This is a genomic window from Chelatococcus sp. HY11, assembly GCF_018398335.1.
In the GTDB taxonomy this organism is placed as follows: domain Bacteria; phylum Pseudomonadota; class Alphaproteobacteria; order Rhizobiales; family Beijerinckiaceae; genus Chelatococcus.
In genome coordinates this window covers 274,967-292,337 of the sequence record NZ_JAHBRX010000001.1, presented here as the reverse complement: position 1 = coordinate 292,337, position 17,371 = coordinate 274,967, and the positions used below count along the sequence as shown (strand labels likewise).

The 17,371-nt window shown below is 64.3% G+C and carries 19 protein-coding genes and 1 tRNA gene; 9 read left to right on the top strand and 11 right to left on the bottom strand.

From position 1 onward, the window contains the following. Positions 1–27: 27 nt before the first annotated feature. The 5 genes from KIO74_RS01510 (at position 28) to KIO74_RS01490 (ending at position 2,607) form a co-directional block, all read left to right on the top strand. The gene (locus KIO74_RS01510; RefSeq protein WP_213329855.1) at positions 28–264 is read left to right on the top strand and encodes a hypothetical protein; all 237 of its coding nucleotides are present in this window, start codon (positions 28–30) and stop codon (positions 262–264) included. A gap of 78 nt (positions 265–342) precedes the next feature. Then, the gene (locus KIO74_RS01505; RefSeq protein ID WP_213329854.1) at positions 343–750 is read left to right on the top strand and encodes a hypothetical protein; all 408 of its coding nucleotides are present in this window, start codon (positions 343–345) and stop codon (positions 748–750) included. 11 nt (positions 751–761) lie between these two features. Beyond that, positions 762–1,295, top strand: coding sequence for a hypothetical protein (locus tag KIO74_RS01500; RefSeq protein ID WP_213329852.1), 534 nt, complete (start codon positions 762–764; stop codon positions 1,293–1,295). A gap of 12 nt (positions 1,296–1,307) precedes the next feature. Beyond that, positions 1,308–1,586: a helix-turn-helix transcriptional regulator gene (locus tag KIO74_RS01495; RefSeq protein ID WP_213329850.1), complete on the top strand. Its 279-nt coding sequence runs from the start codon at positions 1,308–1,310 to the stop codon at positions 1,584–1,586. Further along, the gene (locus KIO74_RS01490; protein ID WP_213329848.1) at positions 1,549–2,607 is read left to right on the top strand and encodes a tyrosine-type recombinase/integrase; all 1,059 of its coding nucleotides are present in this window, start codon (positions 1,549–1,551) and stop codon (positions 2,605–2,607) included. The genes KIO74_RS01495 and KIO74_RS01490 overlap by 38 nt, the downstream gene beginning before the upstream one ends. An 88-nt stretch (positions 2,608–2,695) precedes the next feature. On the opposite strand, the gene KIO74_RS01485 is transcribed toward KIO74_RS01490, so the two are convergent. Together KIO74_RS01485 and KIO74_RS01480 are read right to left on the bottom strand one after the other, a co-directional pair. After that, positions 2,696–2,771: transfer RNA gene (locus KIO74_RS01485), tRNA-Lys, on the bottom strand. 307 nt (positions 2,772–3,078) lie between these two features. Further along, complete coding sequence (locus KIO74_RS01480; protein WP_213329846.1) at positions 3,079–4,638, bottom strand: 2-isopropylmalate synthase; 1,560 nt, start codon at positions 4,636–4,638, stop codon at positions 3,079–3,081. Between the two features lie 395 nt (positions 4,639–5,033). Between KIO74_RS01480 and KIO74_RS01475 the strand changes: the two genes are divergently transcribed. Continuing rightward, positions 5,034–5,378, top strand: a complete 345-nt coding sequence (locus KIO74_RS01475; protein WP_213329844.1) for a hypothetical protein — start codon at positions 5,034–5,036, stop codon at positions 5,376–5,378. A gap of 21 nt (positions 5,379–5,399) precedes the next feature. On the opposite strand, the gene KIO74_RS01470 is transcribed toward KIO74_RS01475, so the two are convergent. The 4 genes from KIO74_RS01470 to KIO74_RS01455 form a co-directional block, all read right to left on the bottom strand. Further along, the gene (locus KIO74_RS01470) at positions 5,400–6,122 is read right to left on the bottom strand and encodes an NUDIX hydrolase (RefSeq protein ID WP_213329842.1); all 723 of its coding nucleotides are present in this window, start codon (positions 6,120–6,122) and stop codon (positions 5,400–5,402) included. Then, positions 6,119–7,036, bottom strand: a complete 918-nt coding sequence (locus KIO74_RS01465) for a PhzF family phenazine biosynthesis protein (RefSeq protein ID WP_213329840.1) — start codon at positions 7,034–7,036, stop codon at positions 6,119–6,121. Before KIO74_RS01465 ends, KIO74_RS01470 begins: the two co-directional genes overlap by 4 nt. Then, entirely contained in the window at positions 7,036–7,884 is an 849-nt protein-coding gene (pdxY, locus tag KIO74_RS01460) for a pyridoxal kinase PdxY (RefSeq protein WP_213329838.1), read from the bottom strand. Before pdxY ends, KIO74_RS01465 begins: the two co-directional genes overlap by 1 nt. Positions 7,885–8,022: 138 nt before the next feature. Then, positions 8,023–8,421 carry a hypothetical protein gene (locus KIO74_RS01455; protein WP_213329836.1) on the bottom strand — a complete coding sequence of 133 codons (399 nt, stop codon included), beginning with the start codon at positions 8,419–8,421 and terminating at the stop codon, positions 8,023–8,025. A 134-nt stretch (positions 8,422–8,555) separates the two neighbouring features. Between KIO74_RS01455 and KIO74_RS01450 the strand changes: the two genes are divergently transcribed. Beyond that, complete coding sequence (locus KIO74_RS01450; protein WP_213329834.1) at positions 8,556–9,080, top strand: DedA family protein; 525 nt, start codon at positions 8,556–8,558, stop codon at positions 9,078–9,080. A gap of 140 nt (positions 9,081–9,220) precedes the next feature. Here the strand turns inward: KIO74_RS01450 and KIO74_RS01445 are convergent, their stop codons facing one another. Continuing rightward, a complete protein-coding gene (locus KIO74_RS01445; protein WP_213329831.1) occupies positions 9,221–10,357 on the bottom strand; it encodes a DUF3095 domain-containing protein in 1,137 nt (378 codons plus the stop codon). A 160-nt stretch (positions 10,358–10,517) separates the two neighbouring features. Here KIO74_RS01445 and KIO74_RS01440 point away from each other — a divergent pair, with 160 nt between their 5' ends. Beyond that, positions 10,518–11,216: a class I SAM-dependent methyltransferase gene (locus KIO74_RS01440; protein WP_213329829.1), complete on the top strand. Its 699-nt coding sequence runs from the start codon at positions 10,518–10,520 to the stop codon at positions 11,214–11,216. 417 nt (positions 11,217–11,633) lie between these two features. Here the strand turns inward: KIO74_RS01440 and ilvC are convergent, their stop codons facing one another. Next, positions 11,634–12,653 (bottom strand): ketol-acid reductoisomerase, encoded by a 1,020-nt coding sequence (ilvC, locus tag KIO74_RS01435; protein ID WP_213329827.1) that lies wholly within the window; start codon positions 12,651–12,653, stop codon positions 11,634–11,636. A 178-nt stretch (positions 12,654–12,831) separates the two neighbouring features. Here ilvC and KIO74_RS01430 point away from each other — a divergent pair, with 178 nt between their 5' ends. Further along, on the top strand, positions 12,832–13,377 hold the full coding sequence (locus tag KIO74_RS01430; RefSeq protein WP_213329825.1) for a DUF924 family protein: 546 nt from the start codon (positions 12,832–12,834) through the stop codon (positions 13,375–13,377). 248 nt (positions 13,378–13,625) lie between these two features. Here KIO74_RS01430 and ilvN read toward each other — a convergent pair whose 3' ends face one another. The 3 genes from ilvN to KIO74_RS01415 all read right to left on the bottom strand — a co-directional run bounded on the left by ilvN (position 13,626) and on the right by KIO74_RS01415 (position 16,913). Further along, positions 13,626–14,159, bottom strand: coding sequence for an acetolactate synthase small subunit (gene ilvN, locus KIO74_RS01425; RefSeq protein WP_213323475.1), 534 nt, complete (start codon positions 14,157–14,159; stop codon positions 13,626–13,628). A 40-nt stretch (positions 14,160–14,199) separates the two neighbouring features. After that, positions 14,200–14,895 (bottom strand): glutathione S-transferase family protein, encoded by a 696-nt coding sequence (locus tag KIO74_RS01420; RefSeq protein ID WP_213329823.1) that lies wholly within the window; start codon positions 14,893–14,895, stop codon positions 14,200–14,202. A gap of 221 nt (positions 14,896–15,116) precedes the next feature. Beyond that, on the bottom strand, positions 15,117–16,913 hold the full coding sequence (locus tag KIO74_RS01415) for an acetolactate synthase 3 large subunit (protein ID WP_213329820.1): 1,797 nt from the start codon (positions 16,911–16,913) through the stop codon (positions 15,117–15,119). Positions 16,914–17,371 lie beyond the last annotated feature (458 nt).

Genomic DNA, 17,371 nt, shown 5'->3' with positions numbered 1-17,371 from the left:
AGTGCTGGTGTCCTGACGGAGGCGGCCATGGACTACACCCATCCTGGCGACAGACAGCGCCAGATCATGCTCGGTTACGTCGAGTGGCTGCATGAGGAGATGCTCCACGCCCGCGCTGAGGCGGGGCTTGCTGGCTGCGTCCCCTGCGGCACGATCGCGTGCACAGCCCACATGGATGCGGCGCCGCCGTCAACCCGAGCGGAATCCGTTCTGAGGCTGGCCGGCGTAGATCTGCCGGCGGTTGAGTCCGTCCTAGCGGCTTAACCCACCCTACCCCAACAATTCATCTTCCGCACACTGCATTGACAGCAGACGGCGAAGCTTTGCCTTGAGGAGAGAGCCATGACGAAGGTAGCAAAAGACGTGACGGGTCGCGACGGGTATATTCAGGCTCAGGCGCTGCTTTATGGAATAACGCAGATCCAGTCCTTGCCCCGACAGAGGCAGGAATACTCCGACATGGTTGATATGTGCAGGATCCTGCGCGCACTTGTGCCACCCGAGACGCTGCCCAGCTACGCCTATAGTGTCGAGATGCACACTGGTAAGCAGATCGACTTGCATTTTCCCGAAGGCGAGGAAGCAACTGCTTCGGATGAGATCTACATGCAGGATTACCTGTTCGCCATGGCCGACTACCGGAAGCGCAGGGCCGAGGCGATCCGCAAGGCGGTAGAGAAAATAGAGACGAAGACGCAGACGCCGAGCGAGATCGCGAGCGCCGCAATTGCGCGTGCATCAGGGCAGTGAGGAGGATGACAATGACATTCTATCACTACACCGCCGCTGAGTACCTCCGCCCGATCGCGAAATATGGCCTGACGGTCGGCGATGTCCCAACTGATTTGGCGAAGTACAAAGGGCGCGTCGGCGTCTGGCTGACCACGTCGGACCAGCCGAACGGTCATGGCCTCGAGGGCACGAGGGCCGTCAACAAGCGGCGGTTCCGCCTGACGGTCGAGCCACCTCCGAATGTGCCGCTCGTGAAGTGGACCGAGTGGGCGCCGGGACACGTCACGCCGGTGACGATCTCGAACCTGCGTGCGAACAACGGCCGGTGTGAGGACACTTGGCACGTTGTGTTCGGCCATATCCCTGCATCCTGCATCGTGGCGGTTCACGACCTGTCCACGGGGTGCGAGGTTCCTGACTGGGGCGATTACATCCCGGAGCATGAGAGCCTCCCCGGCACGCCGTTCTGGCGGCGCGAAGCGTGGCAAAGGAAAACCCTTGGCGGGGTGCGCAGGCGAGACCGCGCCTTGATCGAGATGGGCGTCCGCATCGAGTACGCGTAACAGGAGGCGCCAGTGGCAGCAGCCAACGACAACAGCCCCAAGCGGCTAATGACGCGCCCGGAGGCGGCCGCTTATTGTGGGGCTGGTGTGGCGACGTTCACCAAGTGGGTGGAGGCTGGCCTGCTGCCTCCGGCGCTGGTCGGGCTGAAGAGGTGGGACCGTCTGGCAATCGACGCCCACCTCAACAAGGCGAGTGGGATCGGCGCGGAGGCTGAGCCCGAAGACGAGTTCGACAAGTGGAAGCGAGAGCGCGATGCGGCAAAAGCTGCCAGGCGTGGCACGGGCCACTAAGATCCTCGCAGATGGGACGCGGCGGACCTACTTTTATGCGTGGCGCGGTGGGCCACTTCTCAAGGCTCCCGACGGCACTCCCCTGCAGCCGGAGGATCCGAGGTTCTTCGTGGCCTATACCGACGCTCAGAGGGCAAGGAGGCGGCCCACTGAGGGCACGCTGTTCAAGCTGGTCGACGAGTACCGGAAGTCATCGGAGTTCACCACGCTCGCGCAGAAGACGCAGCGGGACTACGAGCGCTATCTGAGGCTGATCGAAGACGAGTTCGGGACCATGCCGGTTAGCGTGGTCGAGCACCCGAAGAGCCGCGGCGAATTCAAGGCATGGCGCGACAGCTTCGCAGCAAAGCCACGCAAGGCGGACTATGCTTGGACGACGCTGGCGCGAGTCCTTTCGGTGGCGAAAGACAACGGACGGATCGCGGTCAACGTGTGCGAACGCGGTGGCCGGCTTTATGAGTCGGAACGGGCGGAGAAAATTTGGAGTGCCGAGGACATCACGGCGTTCTGTGCCGCGGCCTCCGAGGAGCTTCAGTTCGCTCTACTCTTGGCACTATGGACCGGGCAGCGGCAGGGGGATCTGCTCGCGCTCACGTGGTCGGCCTATGACGGCAAGACGATTCGGCTGCGTCAGGGCAAGACGCGGAAGCGCGTCACGATTCCTGTAGGCGAGCCGCTGCGCGTGTCTCTGGACGCGATCGATCGCGGCAAGCGTGCATCGACGCATATTCTGGTGAACTCCCGCCACGGCCATCCATGGACGGAAAGCGGATTCCGGTCCTCGTGGAACAAGGCGCATGAAAGTGCGGGCCTTGGCGACCTGCATTTCCACGATCTGCGAGGCACTGCCGTGACGCGCTTGGCGCTGTCCGGATGCACCGTGCCGGAGATCGCTTCGATCACCGGCCATAGCTTGAAAGACGTGGAAGCGATCCTCGATGCGCACTATCTGGGCGGCCGTCTCGAGCTTGCAGAAATAGCAATTGCGAAGCTGGGAGCGAGGTACGCAACGGGAACATAGGTTGCAAACTAACCTGCAAACTAGGCGTTCCGCTATAGCGATTTTTGAGGGGGTATCCACCTAACCGCTTGATAAATAAGCGGTAATTTGGTGGGCGCACAAGGGCTCGAACCTTGGACCCGCTGATTAAGAGTCAGCTGCTCTACCAACTGAGCTATGCGCCCGCCGCGACACTCACTGAGCGCCGAGAACTCGGGGTTGTTACCAAAGAGCTTTGCCCATGTCCAGCACCACAAACACATTTTGCCAGCTTTTCGCGGTGAGATGACGCTCCGCGGGCGACGAGATCATATCAATGCGTTATAAAATAAAGGAAATTTCGACACACAACAATGCACCCTCCGCTCTTTGGCGGGAGCGGTACCTGTTGAAAAGCCGCCCCGGGGCTTCTGCGCCGGGGCGGCTTGAGATGTCAGCGAAGAAAGTGGCTCGCGGCGTTATGCGCGAGCTGCGTCGCGCTATGCGGTCCGGCTACTCGGCGGCCTGCGCGTGCAGACGCTCGCCGCGCGCTAGAAGCTTGTTCAGGGCCGATAGATAGGCCCGCGCGGAGGCGACGAGCGTATCGGGATCGGAGCCGCGGCCCGTCACCGGGCTGCCCTTGGCATCGAGACGCACCGAGACTTCCGCCTGCGCGTCGGTGCCTTCGGTCACGGCATGCACCTGGTAGAGCTCGAGCTTGGCATCATGCGGCACCAAAGCCTTGATGGCATTGAAGGTGGCATCGACGGGCCCGTTGCCCTCCGCCTCCTCGGTACGCACCTCTCCGCCGATGTCGAGCTTCATGGTGGCCCGCTGCGGCCCGCGCGTCCCGGCGATGATCGAGAGCGAGACGAGCTTGACGCGATCATGCGCCGTCAGGATGCCCTGATCGACGAGGGCCTCGATATCCTCGTCATAGACGTCCTTCTTGCGGTCGGCGAGGTCCTTGAAGCGACGGAACGCGTCCTCCAGGGCATTGTCGCCCAGCTCGTAGCCGAGCGCCTTCAGCTTGTCACGGAAGGCATGGCGGCCGGAATGCTTGCCCATGACCAGCGAGGTCTTCGACACACCGACCGACTCGGGCGTCATGATCTCGTAGGTTGAGGATTCCTTGAGCATACCGTCCTGATGAATGCCGCTCTCATGGGCGAAGGCGTTCCGGCCGACGATGGCCTTGTTGTATTGCACCGGGAAGGAAGTCACGGCCGATACGAGCTTCGAGGCCCGCGTCAGCATGGTGGTATCCACACCGACCGTATAGGGCAGCACGTCGCCGCGTGTCTTGATCGCCATCACGATCTCTTCCAGCGCGGCATTGCCGGCGCGCTCGCCGAGCCCGTTGATGGTGCATTCCACCTGGCGCGCGCCCCCCTCGACACCCGCCAGCGAATTGGCGACGGCGAGCCCCAGGTCGTCATGGCAGTGCACGGAGAACACCACCTTGTCGGCATTGGCCACCGTCTCGCGGACAGTGCGGAACATGGCGCGGTATTCATCCGGCGTCGCGTAACCCACCGTGTCCGGCAGGTTGATGGTGGTGGCGCCGGCCTTGATGGCCGCGTCCACGCAGCGCAGGAGATAGGCGATCGGCGTGCGCGTCGCGTCCATGGCCGACCATTCGACGTTGTCGACAAGGTTGCGCGCCTGGGTCACCGTCGCGGTGATGATCTCGAGCACCTCCTCCTCGCTCTTGCGCATCTGATGCGCCAGATGGATCGGCGAGGTCGACACGAAGGTGTGGATGCGTGGCCGCCGCGCGTGGCGCACGGCCTCCCCGGCCCTCGCGATATCACCCGGAATAGCGCGTGCCAGGCCCGCGACAACCGCGTTCTTCGTGCGCTTTGCCACTTCCACGACGGACTCGAAATCGCCGATCGAGGCGATGGGGAAGCCCGCCTCGATGATGTCGACGCCCATCGTGTCGAGGATCTCGGCGACCTCGAGCTTTTCCTCAGGCGTCATCGACGCGCCGGGGCACTGTTCACCGTCGCGCAGGGTGGTATCGAAGATAACGACGCGGTCCTTGTCGGACGCGGATACCGGAGAATTCATTGTGTTCGTCCTTGAGCTTGAGGAGCGCTTCTCGCAGGGGCGGCGCTCGATCGCGGTAGCCGTCACATCCCCTGAAGGCCCAGGCAAAGCCCGGCCGGCCCTCAGGGGCGGCTAAGGAGAAGGCCAATAAGGCTCAGGCGCGAAGACAGCTCAAGACGCGCGTCAAGAGTGACGGCGGACAAGTCCGCGGTCCCCTGCGCAATCTCTGAAGCTATCGCAGTCACCGAACCTCAATCCCTTTTCAACGCAGCCGCGGACACCCGCGTCAACGACGATCGCTCAAATGGTTGTAACCGAGACGAATAGGCGCTGACAAGTCATCAATCATGCGGTTGACCCGGCCATGACAAATGAAAAAGCTGGCGGCACGATGGAATCAGACTCCGGGGATGCTGATGTTGAGCCGCTTGACCTTCGCCGTGCCACTCCTGTTGGGCTTGGCCGCCTGCAACACGACAGCGCAGAACCCTCCCGCTGCTCAGGCCTACGCGGACACCTCGAACGGCGTGGTCGCCGCGCCGCTTGATGGCGCGAGCCTCGCCGGCCGCAGCTGTGGCGCGCCGATCCTCGGCTTCCGTCGCATCATCGACAGCGACGTTCAGGTCGGCCATCTCAGCCCGTCCGTTTACAAAACCATGGTTCCGGACGTCGGCCGTGCCGCCAGCGCCTGTGCCCAGGGCAACGACGGCCAGGCGCTCGCCATCCTCGCCGCCGTCAAGTCGCGGAACGGTTATCCCTAGGCCCTGGCGCGACGGCCCGCCTCACGCCAGGACATGCCTGAGGTAGCACTGCAGGAAGAACGGCATGGCCGTGGGATCGATATCCCCAGCCGTGCGCACGAGCCTGATGCCGGCAAGTTCTGGCTCGGCCTCCGTGGCGAGAAAATCTTCGATCCGGCCGACGAGCCTGTCGGCCGGAAGCTCAGACTGGACAGGGCGCATCAGGGCCAGCCGTGGCCCATCAAGAATGGCCGTCCACCCTTCGCCGACCGTCACGTCGTCGGCACCGAGCCCCGTTTCCTCGGCCAGCTCCCGCCCGACACTCCCTAGGAGGTCGACACGGCCGTCCGGCAGCACGTCAGCCAGATCGGGCGTGCCGGCGGGAAAATAGGCCTTCCCGGCGTTGGCGGTGTGCTCGCCCATGACTCCGAGGACGTAGGCGCCATCGGCTGAGCGCAGCGCCGCCATGGCGAAGCAATTGCCGGTGCCCGGCGCGGGCACACCAAAATCCCGCATGGCGAGGAAGCTCGCGTAATCGGTCGCGATGTAGCGGCCGGTCAACTTGCGGTCGGCGATCCGGCTCTCGCTCATCACGAGCACCTGCCCGTTGTAGAGCGCCGGCTTCTCGGCCTTCAGGCGCAGCCAGTTGGCGTCGATCCGCGCGCGGTTCGCGACCGCCCAAGGCCATGCGCCGGCCGCCAGATGCATGTCGACGTCATCGAGCTGAACGATCCTCGCAGCGGGGCGGGGCAGGGTCGCCGTCACGCAAACAGCCTACCTTCGCTGACGAGCACCGCCTTGCCGCCGATCGTCGCCTTCGCGAGAGCTCCGTCCGCGACGGTGAGCGTCAGCACGATCTGCGACGGCCGTCCCATCGCATAGCCCTGCTCCACGACGATCCTGTGTTCGCCGTTGCCGAGCGTCTCATGGTCCATGACCGCTCCGGCAAAGGCCGCCACCGCCGAACCCGTCGCGGGGTCCTCGCCGATGCCAAGGCTCGGCGCGAACATGCGCGCATAGAAGCGATGCGCGGGATCGACCGGCTCACTGCAATAAATGAAGGCGCTGCCACGTTTCACCTGCCCGAAGGCGGCGTCCCAGCCAACCTTCATGTTGGCGGCGCGATCGACAGCGGCACGGCTCGCGACCGGGACCAGCGCGAAGGGTGAACCGGCGGAATATTGGGCGGGCACGTGGCGCGCGAAGCCGATATCGCTGTCCACCAACCCCAGCGCCGCGGCGATGATCGACGCCTCCGGCAGCGCCCCCACGCGTTCCGGGAGTCGCGGCAGGGAGAAGGTCGCCTCCCCCACCCCATCGCCGGCGATCGCGACTTCGCAGGGCACCAGCCCTACCCGCTCCTCGACGGTGAAGGACCCCGTCGGCGCACCGTCGAGCAGGCCAAGGAGAACCGCGGCGCCGACGGTCGGATGCCCGGCGAAGGGCAGTTCCTGGGTCGGCGTGAAAATACGCAGCCGCGCGCGATGCGCGATATCCTCCGGCGGCAGGACGAAGACGGTTTCCGACAGGTTGAACTCGGCGGCGATCTTCTGCATCGCGACGTCATCCAGCCGGTCCGCGTCGAGCACGACGGCAAGCGGGTTGCCTGCGAGCGCGCTGTCCGTGAACACGTCGAGCGTAAGGAAACGGCGACTGGGGCGGTTTGAAAGCAACGTCATCATACCAACTCCGCTGCGAAACGCTGGCTGGGGCTAACGAATTCGTCCTGAGCCGCGACGAGCAGGATCTCGCGCGCGCCCGCCTCGGCGGTGCGCTTCAACAATCCGTGGATCGACGAGGCGGCGTCGGTCAACGCTTGTGCCGCACTGCCCGTCCGGAGGTAGTGGACGAAGAACAGGGCCGCGATCGCGTCGCCCGCGCCGTTGATGCGGAGATCAAGGCGCGGCGTGCGCACGCGCCACAGGGAGGTGCCATCCGATGCGAGAAGATCCAGCGCGTCCGCTGGCATGTCCGCGATGTCGAGCGATGTCACCATGATGACGCGTGGCCCCAGCGCATGCACGGCGGCAACGGCGCGCCTGACGTCCGCGAGATCGACCACCTCATGCCCCGCCAGAAGCGCAAGCTCGAACTGGTTCGGTGTCACCACGTCAGCGGCGGGGACGGCCTGATCGCGCATGAATTCGGCGATACCCGGCCGCACGAAGATGCCGCGCCCGACATCCCCGATGACCGGGTCGCAGCAGTAGAGAGCGCGGCTGTTGGCCGCGCGCACCTTCGCCACCGTCGACAGGATGGCGTTGCCGATATCGACAGCGCCCATGTAGCCCGAGAGCACGCCATCGCAGCGCGGCAGCGCGCCGCGCTCGGCTATGCCCTCGACCAGTTCCTCGATCGCCGGGCCGTCGAAGACCCGGCCCTTCCAGGCGCCGTAACCCGTGTGATTGGAAAACTGCACCGTATGGATGGGCCAGACCTCGACGCCGAGCCGCTGCATGGGGAAGACGGCTGCGGCGTTGCCAACATGGCCATAGGCGACATGGGACTGGATCGAGAGAATATTCATGAGGACGTCCATCCGATCAGGTGATCGGTGTACTCCAATCATGTCCTCTCGGATACCGGAAAGCGAGAGCGTGGCTTAAGCACACGCGCTGATCCGCCCTCGCATAGGTTGCACTCGCACGGGCTGCACATGCGGGCGTCAGTAGGCCCGGCACGAATTTCCGTACCACTTGCCCGATGTGACATCGAGCCCAGCGCCCGGGCTCGCCGCATTGCAGACGGGGAAGCTTGTGTTCCCGGCACGCATGAAGCTCATCTGCTTGTTCTGGGCCTTGAGCGCTTCGGTCTGGGCCGCGCGCCGGTTGTTCTCGCGGATCATTTCATTCGTCCTGCGCCGCTCCTCCGCCTCGCGGTCCTCGGCGCGTTCCCACTGCTCCATCATGCAGTTGGCGAAGCCGTCGGTCTCGGGATCGAAGCCGAATTCGCTGCATTGCTGGCGGTGCCGCTCCTTGAGCGCCTCCGGGTTGGACGTCGTCGAGACGCATCCGACAAGCATGAGAGATCCCAGCACAAGGCCGGTCAACACAACTGGACGCATAGAGCACCTTCCGCAAAAAACGCCCTCCAGGGCGGACGGGGTCGCCCGTAGCACAGATCCCTTGCGAATTGCTTCCGCCTCGCACCACAGCCGGGCACTTGACCACCAACACGTCTGACCGCCATAGCTGGGCGATGACCTTCGCCACTATCGTCGCCGACATCACCAGCTTCGTTCAGACGCATTCCACCTGGGCGCCGGCGCTGGCTTTCGGCCTCGCCTTCGGCGAATCCATCGTCATCGTCTCCTTGTTCGTCCCGGGCTCCGTGGTGCTTCTCGCCATCGGCGCGCTCATCGGCGCCGGCGGCATCGAGCTCTGGCCGTCCTGGCTCGCGGCGGTCGCCGGAGGCACGCTCGGCAATCTCATTTCCTTCTGGTTCGGCCGTCACTACGGCGAGCGCGCCCTGACGATGTGGCCCTTCAATCGTTACCCGGAGACCATGGCTGCCGGTCAGCACTTCTTTGAACGCTGGGGCTCATGGACGGTGTTTCTTACCCGCTTCTCAGGCCCTCTGCATGGCGTCGGTGCATTGGTCGCGGGCATGTTCGGCACGCCGGCTCTGCTGTTCCACACGGCCAACGTGGCATCGGCCATGGTGTGGGCCTTCCTGGTGCTGGCGCCGGCGGCGGCCACGCTGCGAGCTTTTCTGCCAGCTTGAACGCCGGCCGGCGTGAGCTTGGCAGAGCCGGCTGGAGCCTGCGCGCCCTGCTGGCTCACTGTCGCGTTCATGGATTCCGGGCTCGGGCCCTTCGGCCCGCCGCGGAATGACGCGGTGGTGCGGAATAAAATCTGCGTGCTTCAGGACAATGAACGCGGCAGCACCTTGAGCTTGGTCGCCGCCGTCGCATAACCGCCGTCCGCCCCATCGACGAAATGGACGTGATTGTTGCTCATCGCCGAAGGAACGAGGCAGGTCATCAGGGCCGCATCCTGACGGTGAGTGCCGACGAGTGCGATCCCGCGAGCGGCGGCATCGGCAAGGTAATGCTCGATGGCCGCCGCCTCGTCGAGGGTGCAATCGATGGTCATGCGCAGCCCATCGTCATACTTGCGAAAGTCCGTATTCTCTCCGATTTCAAGCAGATAGCGCGCGGAATCGAAGCGGCCGACGCGCTCGCGATTCATGGCGATCGCGCTGCCCATGGCTTTCAGCCGGGCAAGCACGCGCCTGAGAACAAGCGGCCTGCCGTCGTGCTTCATGGCAAGCGCCTCGAGTTCGGCGCCGGGGCGCGACCAGCCGCGCGCGGGCGCCGGCGTCGGCCGGCCGGCGGAACTGGCGAGACGCAATACATCCTCGACGACCTTTCGGAAGCCCTCGGTTGGGATATCCGCGACGGGCGTCACGATGACCGAAAGAATGGTGCCGCGCTCGGCCGGTATCTCCGCCCAGCGGCAGGAGAGACCCGTCAGATCCGGCGGCGCGTCGCTGCGTGGGGCGATGGCGAACTCGCCGGCCTTCATCGCGGCGACAGCCCAGGCCAAGCCTCCGCCGGAGAACATCGCGTAGTTGACATGCGGCGACGCCGCAAATCTTGCCACGCGTAAATCAAGGCCAGCCGCGCGGACAGTCGCGACTGGCACCAGTGCGACACGCAGGTCGAGCTGCAAATCGACGCCGACCCAGCCCGCCGTCGTGGCGAGCGCCGAGCGCGCGGCCTCCGCCTGCGCCGACGGCACCGCGAAGCTCGCGCCATCGCCCCCGAACACATACGGGAAATCCATGCTGCCAAGGGCGTTCGTCACGGCGGCTATCACGGCGGCGCCCGCGATATTGACCGCCTTGTATCGTCCCGCCGCGATCGCCGCCGTTGACGATACAACATCCGAGAGCCCGATCACCCAATCATCCGGCAACGGGCGATACAGGCCTTCGTCGAGCAGATCCGCGAACCGGGTGAAGACTGGCACGCCATCGTAGAAATCGCTTGCGCTCATCGTGCTTGCCTCAACGATAGTCAACCCGCGCCCGCGCCTTACATATGGGCTTTGCAACCAACTTTCCATGTCGGAAGGGCACGGTGAATGTTCTGAACAGTTGACGCATCCACGGGTTCATGCGAGGGACGCCGCCCTTTTTCATCAGCGAGGTATTCCCATGTCCAACGGATGGAATGAATCGGCTGCTGCCTGGATCGCCGATATGGGAGAGCACGGTGACTTTACCCGGGAGTTTGTGACCGATCGGCCTGTCCTTCAGCGGATCGAGGGGCGTGGCCACCGCAACGGCCTCGATGTCGGCTGCGGCGAGGGGCGCTTCTGCCGCATGCTGCGCGAACGCGGCATCGACGCCATCGGCCTTGACCCGACCGAAGACATGCTCGCCGAGGCAAGGCGCCGCGATCCCGAGGGCGATTACCGGCAGGGACGGGCTGAGGCGCTCCCCTTCGCCGACGATATGTTCGACCTCGTCGTCAGCTATCTCTCTCTGATCGACATCACGGATGCGACAGCGGCCATCCACGAGATGGCGCGGGTTCTCCGCCCCGGCGGCAGCCTCGTCATCGTCAATCTCAACAGCTTCACGACCGCTGGGGCCTGGGACGACCCACCGCTGAAAAGCCGCTTCGTGATCCGCGACTATCTCGACGAGCGCGCCGAATGGGTGGAATGGCGTGGCATCCGCATCCAGAACTGGCACCGGCCGTTGTCGAGCTACATGAAGCCGCTCATCGCGGCAGGCCTCATCCTGCGCCATTTCGACGAGCCCGACACCAACGGCGGCCCGGCCGACCGGCGCGCGCGCTATCGCAGCATTCCTTATTGCCATGTCATGGAATGGGAGAAGCCGGCGTAAGGCAGGCGCTGGGTCATTCAGGTCCTCGCGCGAGGGAGATGAAAAGGGGTGCAGCCCGCGCTGATCCCTCCCCTCAGGGGAGGGTGGCCTCGCGCCAGCGAGGTCGGGTGGGGAGCACGCCGCACTAGAGCATTTTCGAACGAAGTGGAAACCGGTTCGCGTGAAGAAAATGCGTGGAAACAAATATTTAGAGCATTTCCGGTGAACCGGAGTTCACCGGAAGTGCTCTAGACGATACCAGACCGGCCAATATTGCCGTTGGGTCAGCCTCCGGTGGACCCCACCCGGCGCCTGCGGCGCCACCCTCCCCTGAGGGGAGGGATCGGCGCAGCCCGGCCGCGTCGCCAACAAAAAAGGGCGGCCGAAGCCGCCCTTGTGGTCTGTGCCAGTCCGGAAACCGACTGGTTCTTGAACCCATCAGTTCTTGGACTTGTCGACCAGCGCCTTTTCCTTGATCCAGGGCATCATGGCGCGCAGCTTCTCGCCGACTTCCTCGATCTGGTGGGCGTTGTTGCGAGAGCGGGTGGCCTTGAACGAAGCCTGGTTGACCTTGTTCTCAAGCATCCAGTCGCGCGTGAACTTGCCGGACTGGATGTCGTTGAGCACACGCTTCATCTCGGCCTTGGTGTCCGCATTGATGATGCGCGGGCCGGTGACATATTCACCGTACTCGGCCGTGTTGGAGATCGAGTAGTTCATGTTGGCGATGCCGCCCTCGTAGATGAGGTCGACGATCAGCTTGAGCTCATGGAGGCACTCGAAATAGGCCATCTCGGGGGCATAGCCCGCCTCGACCAGCGTCTCGAAGCCAGCGCGGATGAGTTCGACCGTGCCGCCGCAGAGAACGGCCTGCTCGCCGAACAGATCGGTCTCGCACTCTTCCTTGAAGGTCGTCTCGATGATGCCGGCGCGGCCGCCGCCATTGGCGGAAGCATAGGAGAGGCCAAGGTCATGGGCGTTGCCGGTCGCGTCCTGATGGATGGCGATCAGGGTCGGGACACCGCCGCCGCGCAGATATTCGGAGCGTACGGTGTGGCCGGGGCCCTTGGGCGCGACCATCAGCACGTCCAGATCGGCGCGCGGCTCGATCAGGTTGAAATGGACATTGAGGCCGTGCGCGAAAAGCAGCGCCGCGCCCTGCTTCATGTTGTCGTGCAGGTGCTCGCGATAGATGTCGGCCTGCAACTCGTCCGGCGTCAGCATCATGACGACGTCGGCCCATTTCGCCGCCTCGGCGACCTCGAGGACCTTGAGGCCCTCGGCCTCGGCCTTCTTCGCGCTGGCCGAGCCCTTGCGAAGGCCGACCGCGATGTCCTTCACGCCGGAATCCCGGAGGTTCAGCGTATGGGCATGGCCCTGGCTACCATAGCCGATGATCGCGACTTTCTTCCCCTTGATGAGGTTGATGTCGGCGTCACGGTCGTAATAAACGCGCATGAGATGCCCTTTCCTTGGCAAGTTTGTTACGCTGTTGGCTCGTTCCGGCTCATGTCATACCGCCATCGCGTTGGCGGCGGTAAAGCGTGAGCGGCGCGTTCGGTCAAGTGGCATTCGTGAATTTGAGGTCTGCACGGCACGCCACTCTCACGTTTCTATCAATTGGAGAAGGCTACCCATGACGCACGCCGGCATAAGGGATGTTCTGACATTCTGGTTCGAAGCTGGGCCGGAGCGTTGGTATGTCAAGGACCCGAACTTCGATCAGGATATCCGCGACCGCTTCCTCGCGCTGCACGAGCAGGCCGCCGAAGGCGCGCTCGCTGCCTGGGAGGGCGTCCCCAAGGCAGCGCTTGCCCTTCTTATCCTGCTCGACCAGTTCCCGCGCAACATGTTCCGCGGCACCGCCCGCAGCTTCGCCACGGACCCTCTCGCCCGCGAAGTGGCCGGACGCGCCATCCTGCGCGGTTTCGACCGCGAGGTCGAACCCATAGAGCGGCAGTTCTTCTATCTGCCACTCATGCATTCCGAGGAGCTCGCCGACCAGGACCATTGCCTCGCCCTGTACAGGGCCAACGGTCCGGCCGAGGGTCTGCCTTTCGCTGAGGAACATCGCGCTATCATCATCCGCTTCGGACGCTTCCCCCATCGCAACCCGCTGCTCGGCCGCGACACCACGGAGGAAGAGCGGCGGTTTCTCGACGAGGGCGGCTTTGCAGGCTAGGGCCATCAACATTCAAGGATGGTCGGGACAAGCCCGATCATGACGTCGCAAAGTCTGCACAAAAGTCTCCGTGTCATCCCCGGCGTCGCGTAGCGACGGGAAGGGGATCCATGAACGCGGAGACTTGGTCTCTGGATCCCCTTCCCGGACTGCTGCGCAGCCCGCCGGGGATGGCATGGACTGGTAACGCGGTCGAAGATCGGACACGCAATGATCCGATCACGGCCGCCCCCGTTCAGCATCTGGCGTCACATCGCCTCCGCGCCGCGGCTCATGGCCGCGACGCCGGTGCGGGAGACCTCGACGAGGCCGCAATCGGCCATGATGCCGATGAAGCGCTCGACATCATCGAGGGCACCGGTGAATTCGAAGACGAAAGAAGACAGCGTCGCGTCGAGCGTACGGGCGCCGAAGGCCTGCGCCAGCCGCAGGGCCTCGACGCGCTGGTCCCCCTGCCCCACCACCTTCAGGAGCACGAGTTCGCGCTCGATCGTCGGCCCTTCGTCAGAGAGGTCGCGCACCCGGTGCACCGGCACGAGCCGCGCGAGCTGGGCCTTGATCTGCTCGATTTCGGCTTCCGTGCCCGTCGTCACGATGGTGATGCGCGACAGGTGCTTCTCGTGTTCCGTCTCTGAGACCGTCAGGCTCTCGATATTGTAGCCGCGCCCCGAGAACAGGCCCGCGATGCGGGCGAGAACCCCTGGCTCGTTGTCAACGATGACCGCGAGGGTATGGCGTGACACGGGAGCGGCGGGCGGCGGATCCGAATAGACGGACGACATGGGGTTCCCTCGTGAAGGTGGTGGAAAATGGCGCATGATATCAGGGCTTTCCAGACGAATTGGGTCTGAGATCGGTCAGGACGGGCTCATCCGGCTCGTCATGGGCGACGACCCATGTTTCCTTGAGGGCTGCAGTCTTCCATTCCTGGAAGGCAGCCGTGCCGGTGACGGCATCCATGTATTCGCGGATATCCGCATCCACCGGGATGGAATAGGAGTTGAGGCGCGTGACCACCGGCGCATACATCGCATCCGCCGCTGAAAACGCGCCGAACAGGAAGGCGCCGCCCGCCCCGAAACGCTTGCGGGCATCGCGCCAGATCGTCGTGATGCGATCGACGTCGCGCTGCACATCCGGGCCGCGATCCCGGGGCTGGTAGATCTTGCCGAGATTCATCGGGCAGGCGGACCGCAGGCCACGGAACCCCGCATGCATCTCGCCGCAAATGGAGCGCGCGACCGCGCGCGCGACCCGGTCCGCCGGCCATACGCCGGCGTCGGGCCAACGCTCATGCGCATAATCCATGATCGCCGAGGATTCCCAGACGGTGGCGCCGTCGTCGATCAGGATTGGCACCGTGCCGCCGGGCGACAACGCAAGGATCCGCTCCTTGGTGTCCGGCTGCGCGAGCGGAATGAGCACCTCCTCGAAGGGAATGCCAAGCTGGCGCAGGAGAAGCCACGGCCGCATGGACCATGAGGAATAGAGCTTGTTGGCGATGACGAGGGTCGGCATGGGACGTTCCGTGCTGGAAATGGTGATTATTGAGCGTGGCGCTGGACGTTCATCCGTTCCAATGAAAAATTGTGAAGACGGCGATCACCGCGCCTCACCTCTCCCCGGCGGGGAGAGGTCGGCCCGCAGGGCCGGGTGAGGGAACCCCGAGCAGGGAGCCGCCCCTCACCCCACCCTCTCCCCGCCGGGGAGAGGGGAAGCCCTTCATCCGCGCCCTCGCCTCACACCAGCATCTTGCCCTTCTCGTCGATGATCGCGCCGATGTCTTCGGCGGCGTCGCCGAGGATCATCTCGTTATGGGCCTTGCCCGACGGGATCATCGGGAAGCAGTTCTCCATCTTGTCGACGATGCAGTCGAAGATCACCGGGCGCGGCGAATTGATCATCTCGAGGATCGCGCCATCTAGGTCGGCGGGGTTCTCGCAGCGGATGCCGACGCCGCCATAAGCCTCCGCCAGCTTCACAAAATCAGGGAGCGAGTGCGAATAGCTCTCCGAATAACGCCCACCATGCAGCAGTTCCTGCCACTGGCGCACCATGCCCATGTATTCGTTGTTGAGGATGAAGACCTTGATCGGCAGGCGGTGCTGCAGGGCGGTCGACATTTCCTGCATGTTCATGAGGATGGAGGCCTCGCCCGCCACGTCGATGACGAGCGCCTCCGGATGGGCGATCTGCGCGCCGATCGCGGCCGGCAGGCCGTAGCCCATGGTGCCGAGGCCGCCGGAGGTCATCCAGCGGTTCGGCTTGTCGAACTTCAGGAACTGCGCCGCCCACATCTGGTGCTGGCCGACTTCCGTCGTGATGTAGGTTTCGCGGTCGGCCGTCAGGGCCTGCAGCCGCTCCAGCGCATACTGCGGCTTGATGACCGTGTCCGAACGGCGGTAGGCGAGACAGTTGCGCGCGCGCCAGCCCGCGATCTTCCCCCACCAGCTCTTCAGGCTCGGCTTCTCGACATCCGATGGCAAGTTCTTCCAGATCCGCAGCATGTCCTCGAGGACATTGGCGCAGTCGCCCACGATCCCGATATCGGCCTTGACGTTCTTGTTGATCGACGAGGGGTCGATATCGATGTGGATCTTCCGCGAGCCGGGCGAGAAGGCATCGATGCGGCCAGTGATGCGGTCGTCGAAGCGCGCGCCGATGTTGATCATGACATCGCAGTCATGCATGGCGTGGTTGGCCTCGTAGGTGCCATGCATCCCCAGCATCCCGAGGAACTGTTGGTCGGACGCGGGATAAGCGCCGAGCCCCATCAGGGTCGAGGTGATCGGGAAGCCCGTCAGGCGCACGAGTTCGCGCAGCAGCGAGGCCGCTTCCGGACCGGAGTTGATGACGCCGCCGCCCGTATAGAAGATCGGGCGCTTGGCGGTAGCCATCAGCGCAACCGCGGCGCGGATCTTCTCGATGTCGCCGGACACCACAGGACGATAGGTCTTGTGCTGGTTGTCGGTCGGGCGCGCATAGCCGCCCTTGGCGAACTGGATATCTTTCGGGATGTCGATGACGACGGGGCCCGGCCGGCCATGCGAGGCCACGTAGAAGGCCTCGTGCAGGATGCGCGGCAGGTCCTCGATGCGCTTCACGAGATAGTTGTGCTTGGTGCAATGGCGGGTGATGCCGACGGTGTCCGCTTCCTGGAAGGCATCGGATCCGATGAGCTGCGTCGGCACCTGGCCGGTGATGCAGACGACCGGGATGGAGTCCATGAGCGCGTCGGTCAGGCCCGTCACGGCATTGGTCGCGCCGGGGCCTGAGGTCACGAGCACGCAGCCGACCTTGCCCGAGGAACGGGCATAGCCCTCTGCGGCATGCACCGCGGCCTGTTCATGCCGAACGAGAATGTGGCGAATGGTGTCCTGATGGAAGAGCGCGTCATAGATTGGCAGCACGGCGCCGCCGGGATAGCCGAAGAGGTGCTCGACGCCCTGGTCCTGGAGCGCCCGCACGACCATCTCGGCGCCGCTCATGATCTCGTTTGCTGTTTCGCTCACCGTTTCGCTCTTGGTCTTGCTCATGGAATTCGCTCCGAGTGGAAATCGCTCCGTGGTGCGTCGCGTTGGAGGGGCCGGATCCGGATCGGGCAACAAAAAAGGCCCCCGAAGGAGCCTTGCATGCGCCACCAAACGGACCTGCGGGTCAGTCCCGCTCCGTCGATGGCGCCCCCGATACAATAAGCTTCGCGCGCATGCGCCCGTCATCCCTATCCTGAATTGGCTGGACGTTAGTTGAGACCCTCGAACCGGTCAAGACAGAACTACGCCAAAAAAGCAGCAATGGCGTAATTATATTGCCTGGCCAAATGGCCACTTTGCCCATCCGATGGGCAGAGAGCGCCTCTTGCGCGGCCATGCGCCCAAGCGTCAGGCCGATCATGCGCCCAAGATGGCAAGTTCGGTCCTTCCGCGAAACCGCCACAGTCTGCCGCCAGAAGCCCGCTCGCGGTGACAGGCCCCGCAGATGATGGGCCGCAAAA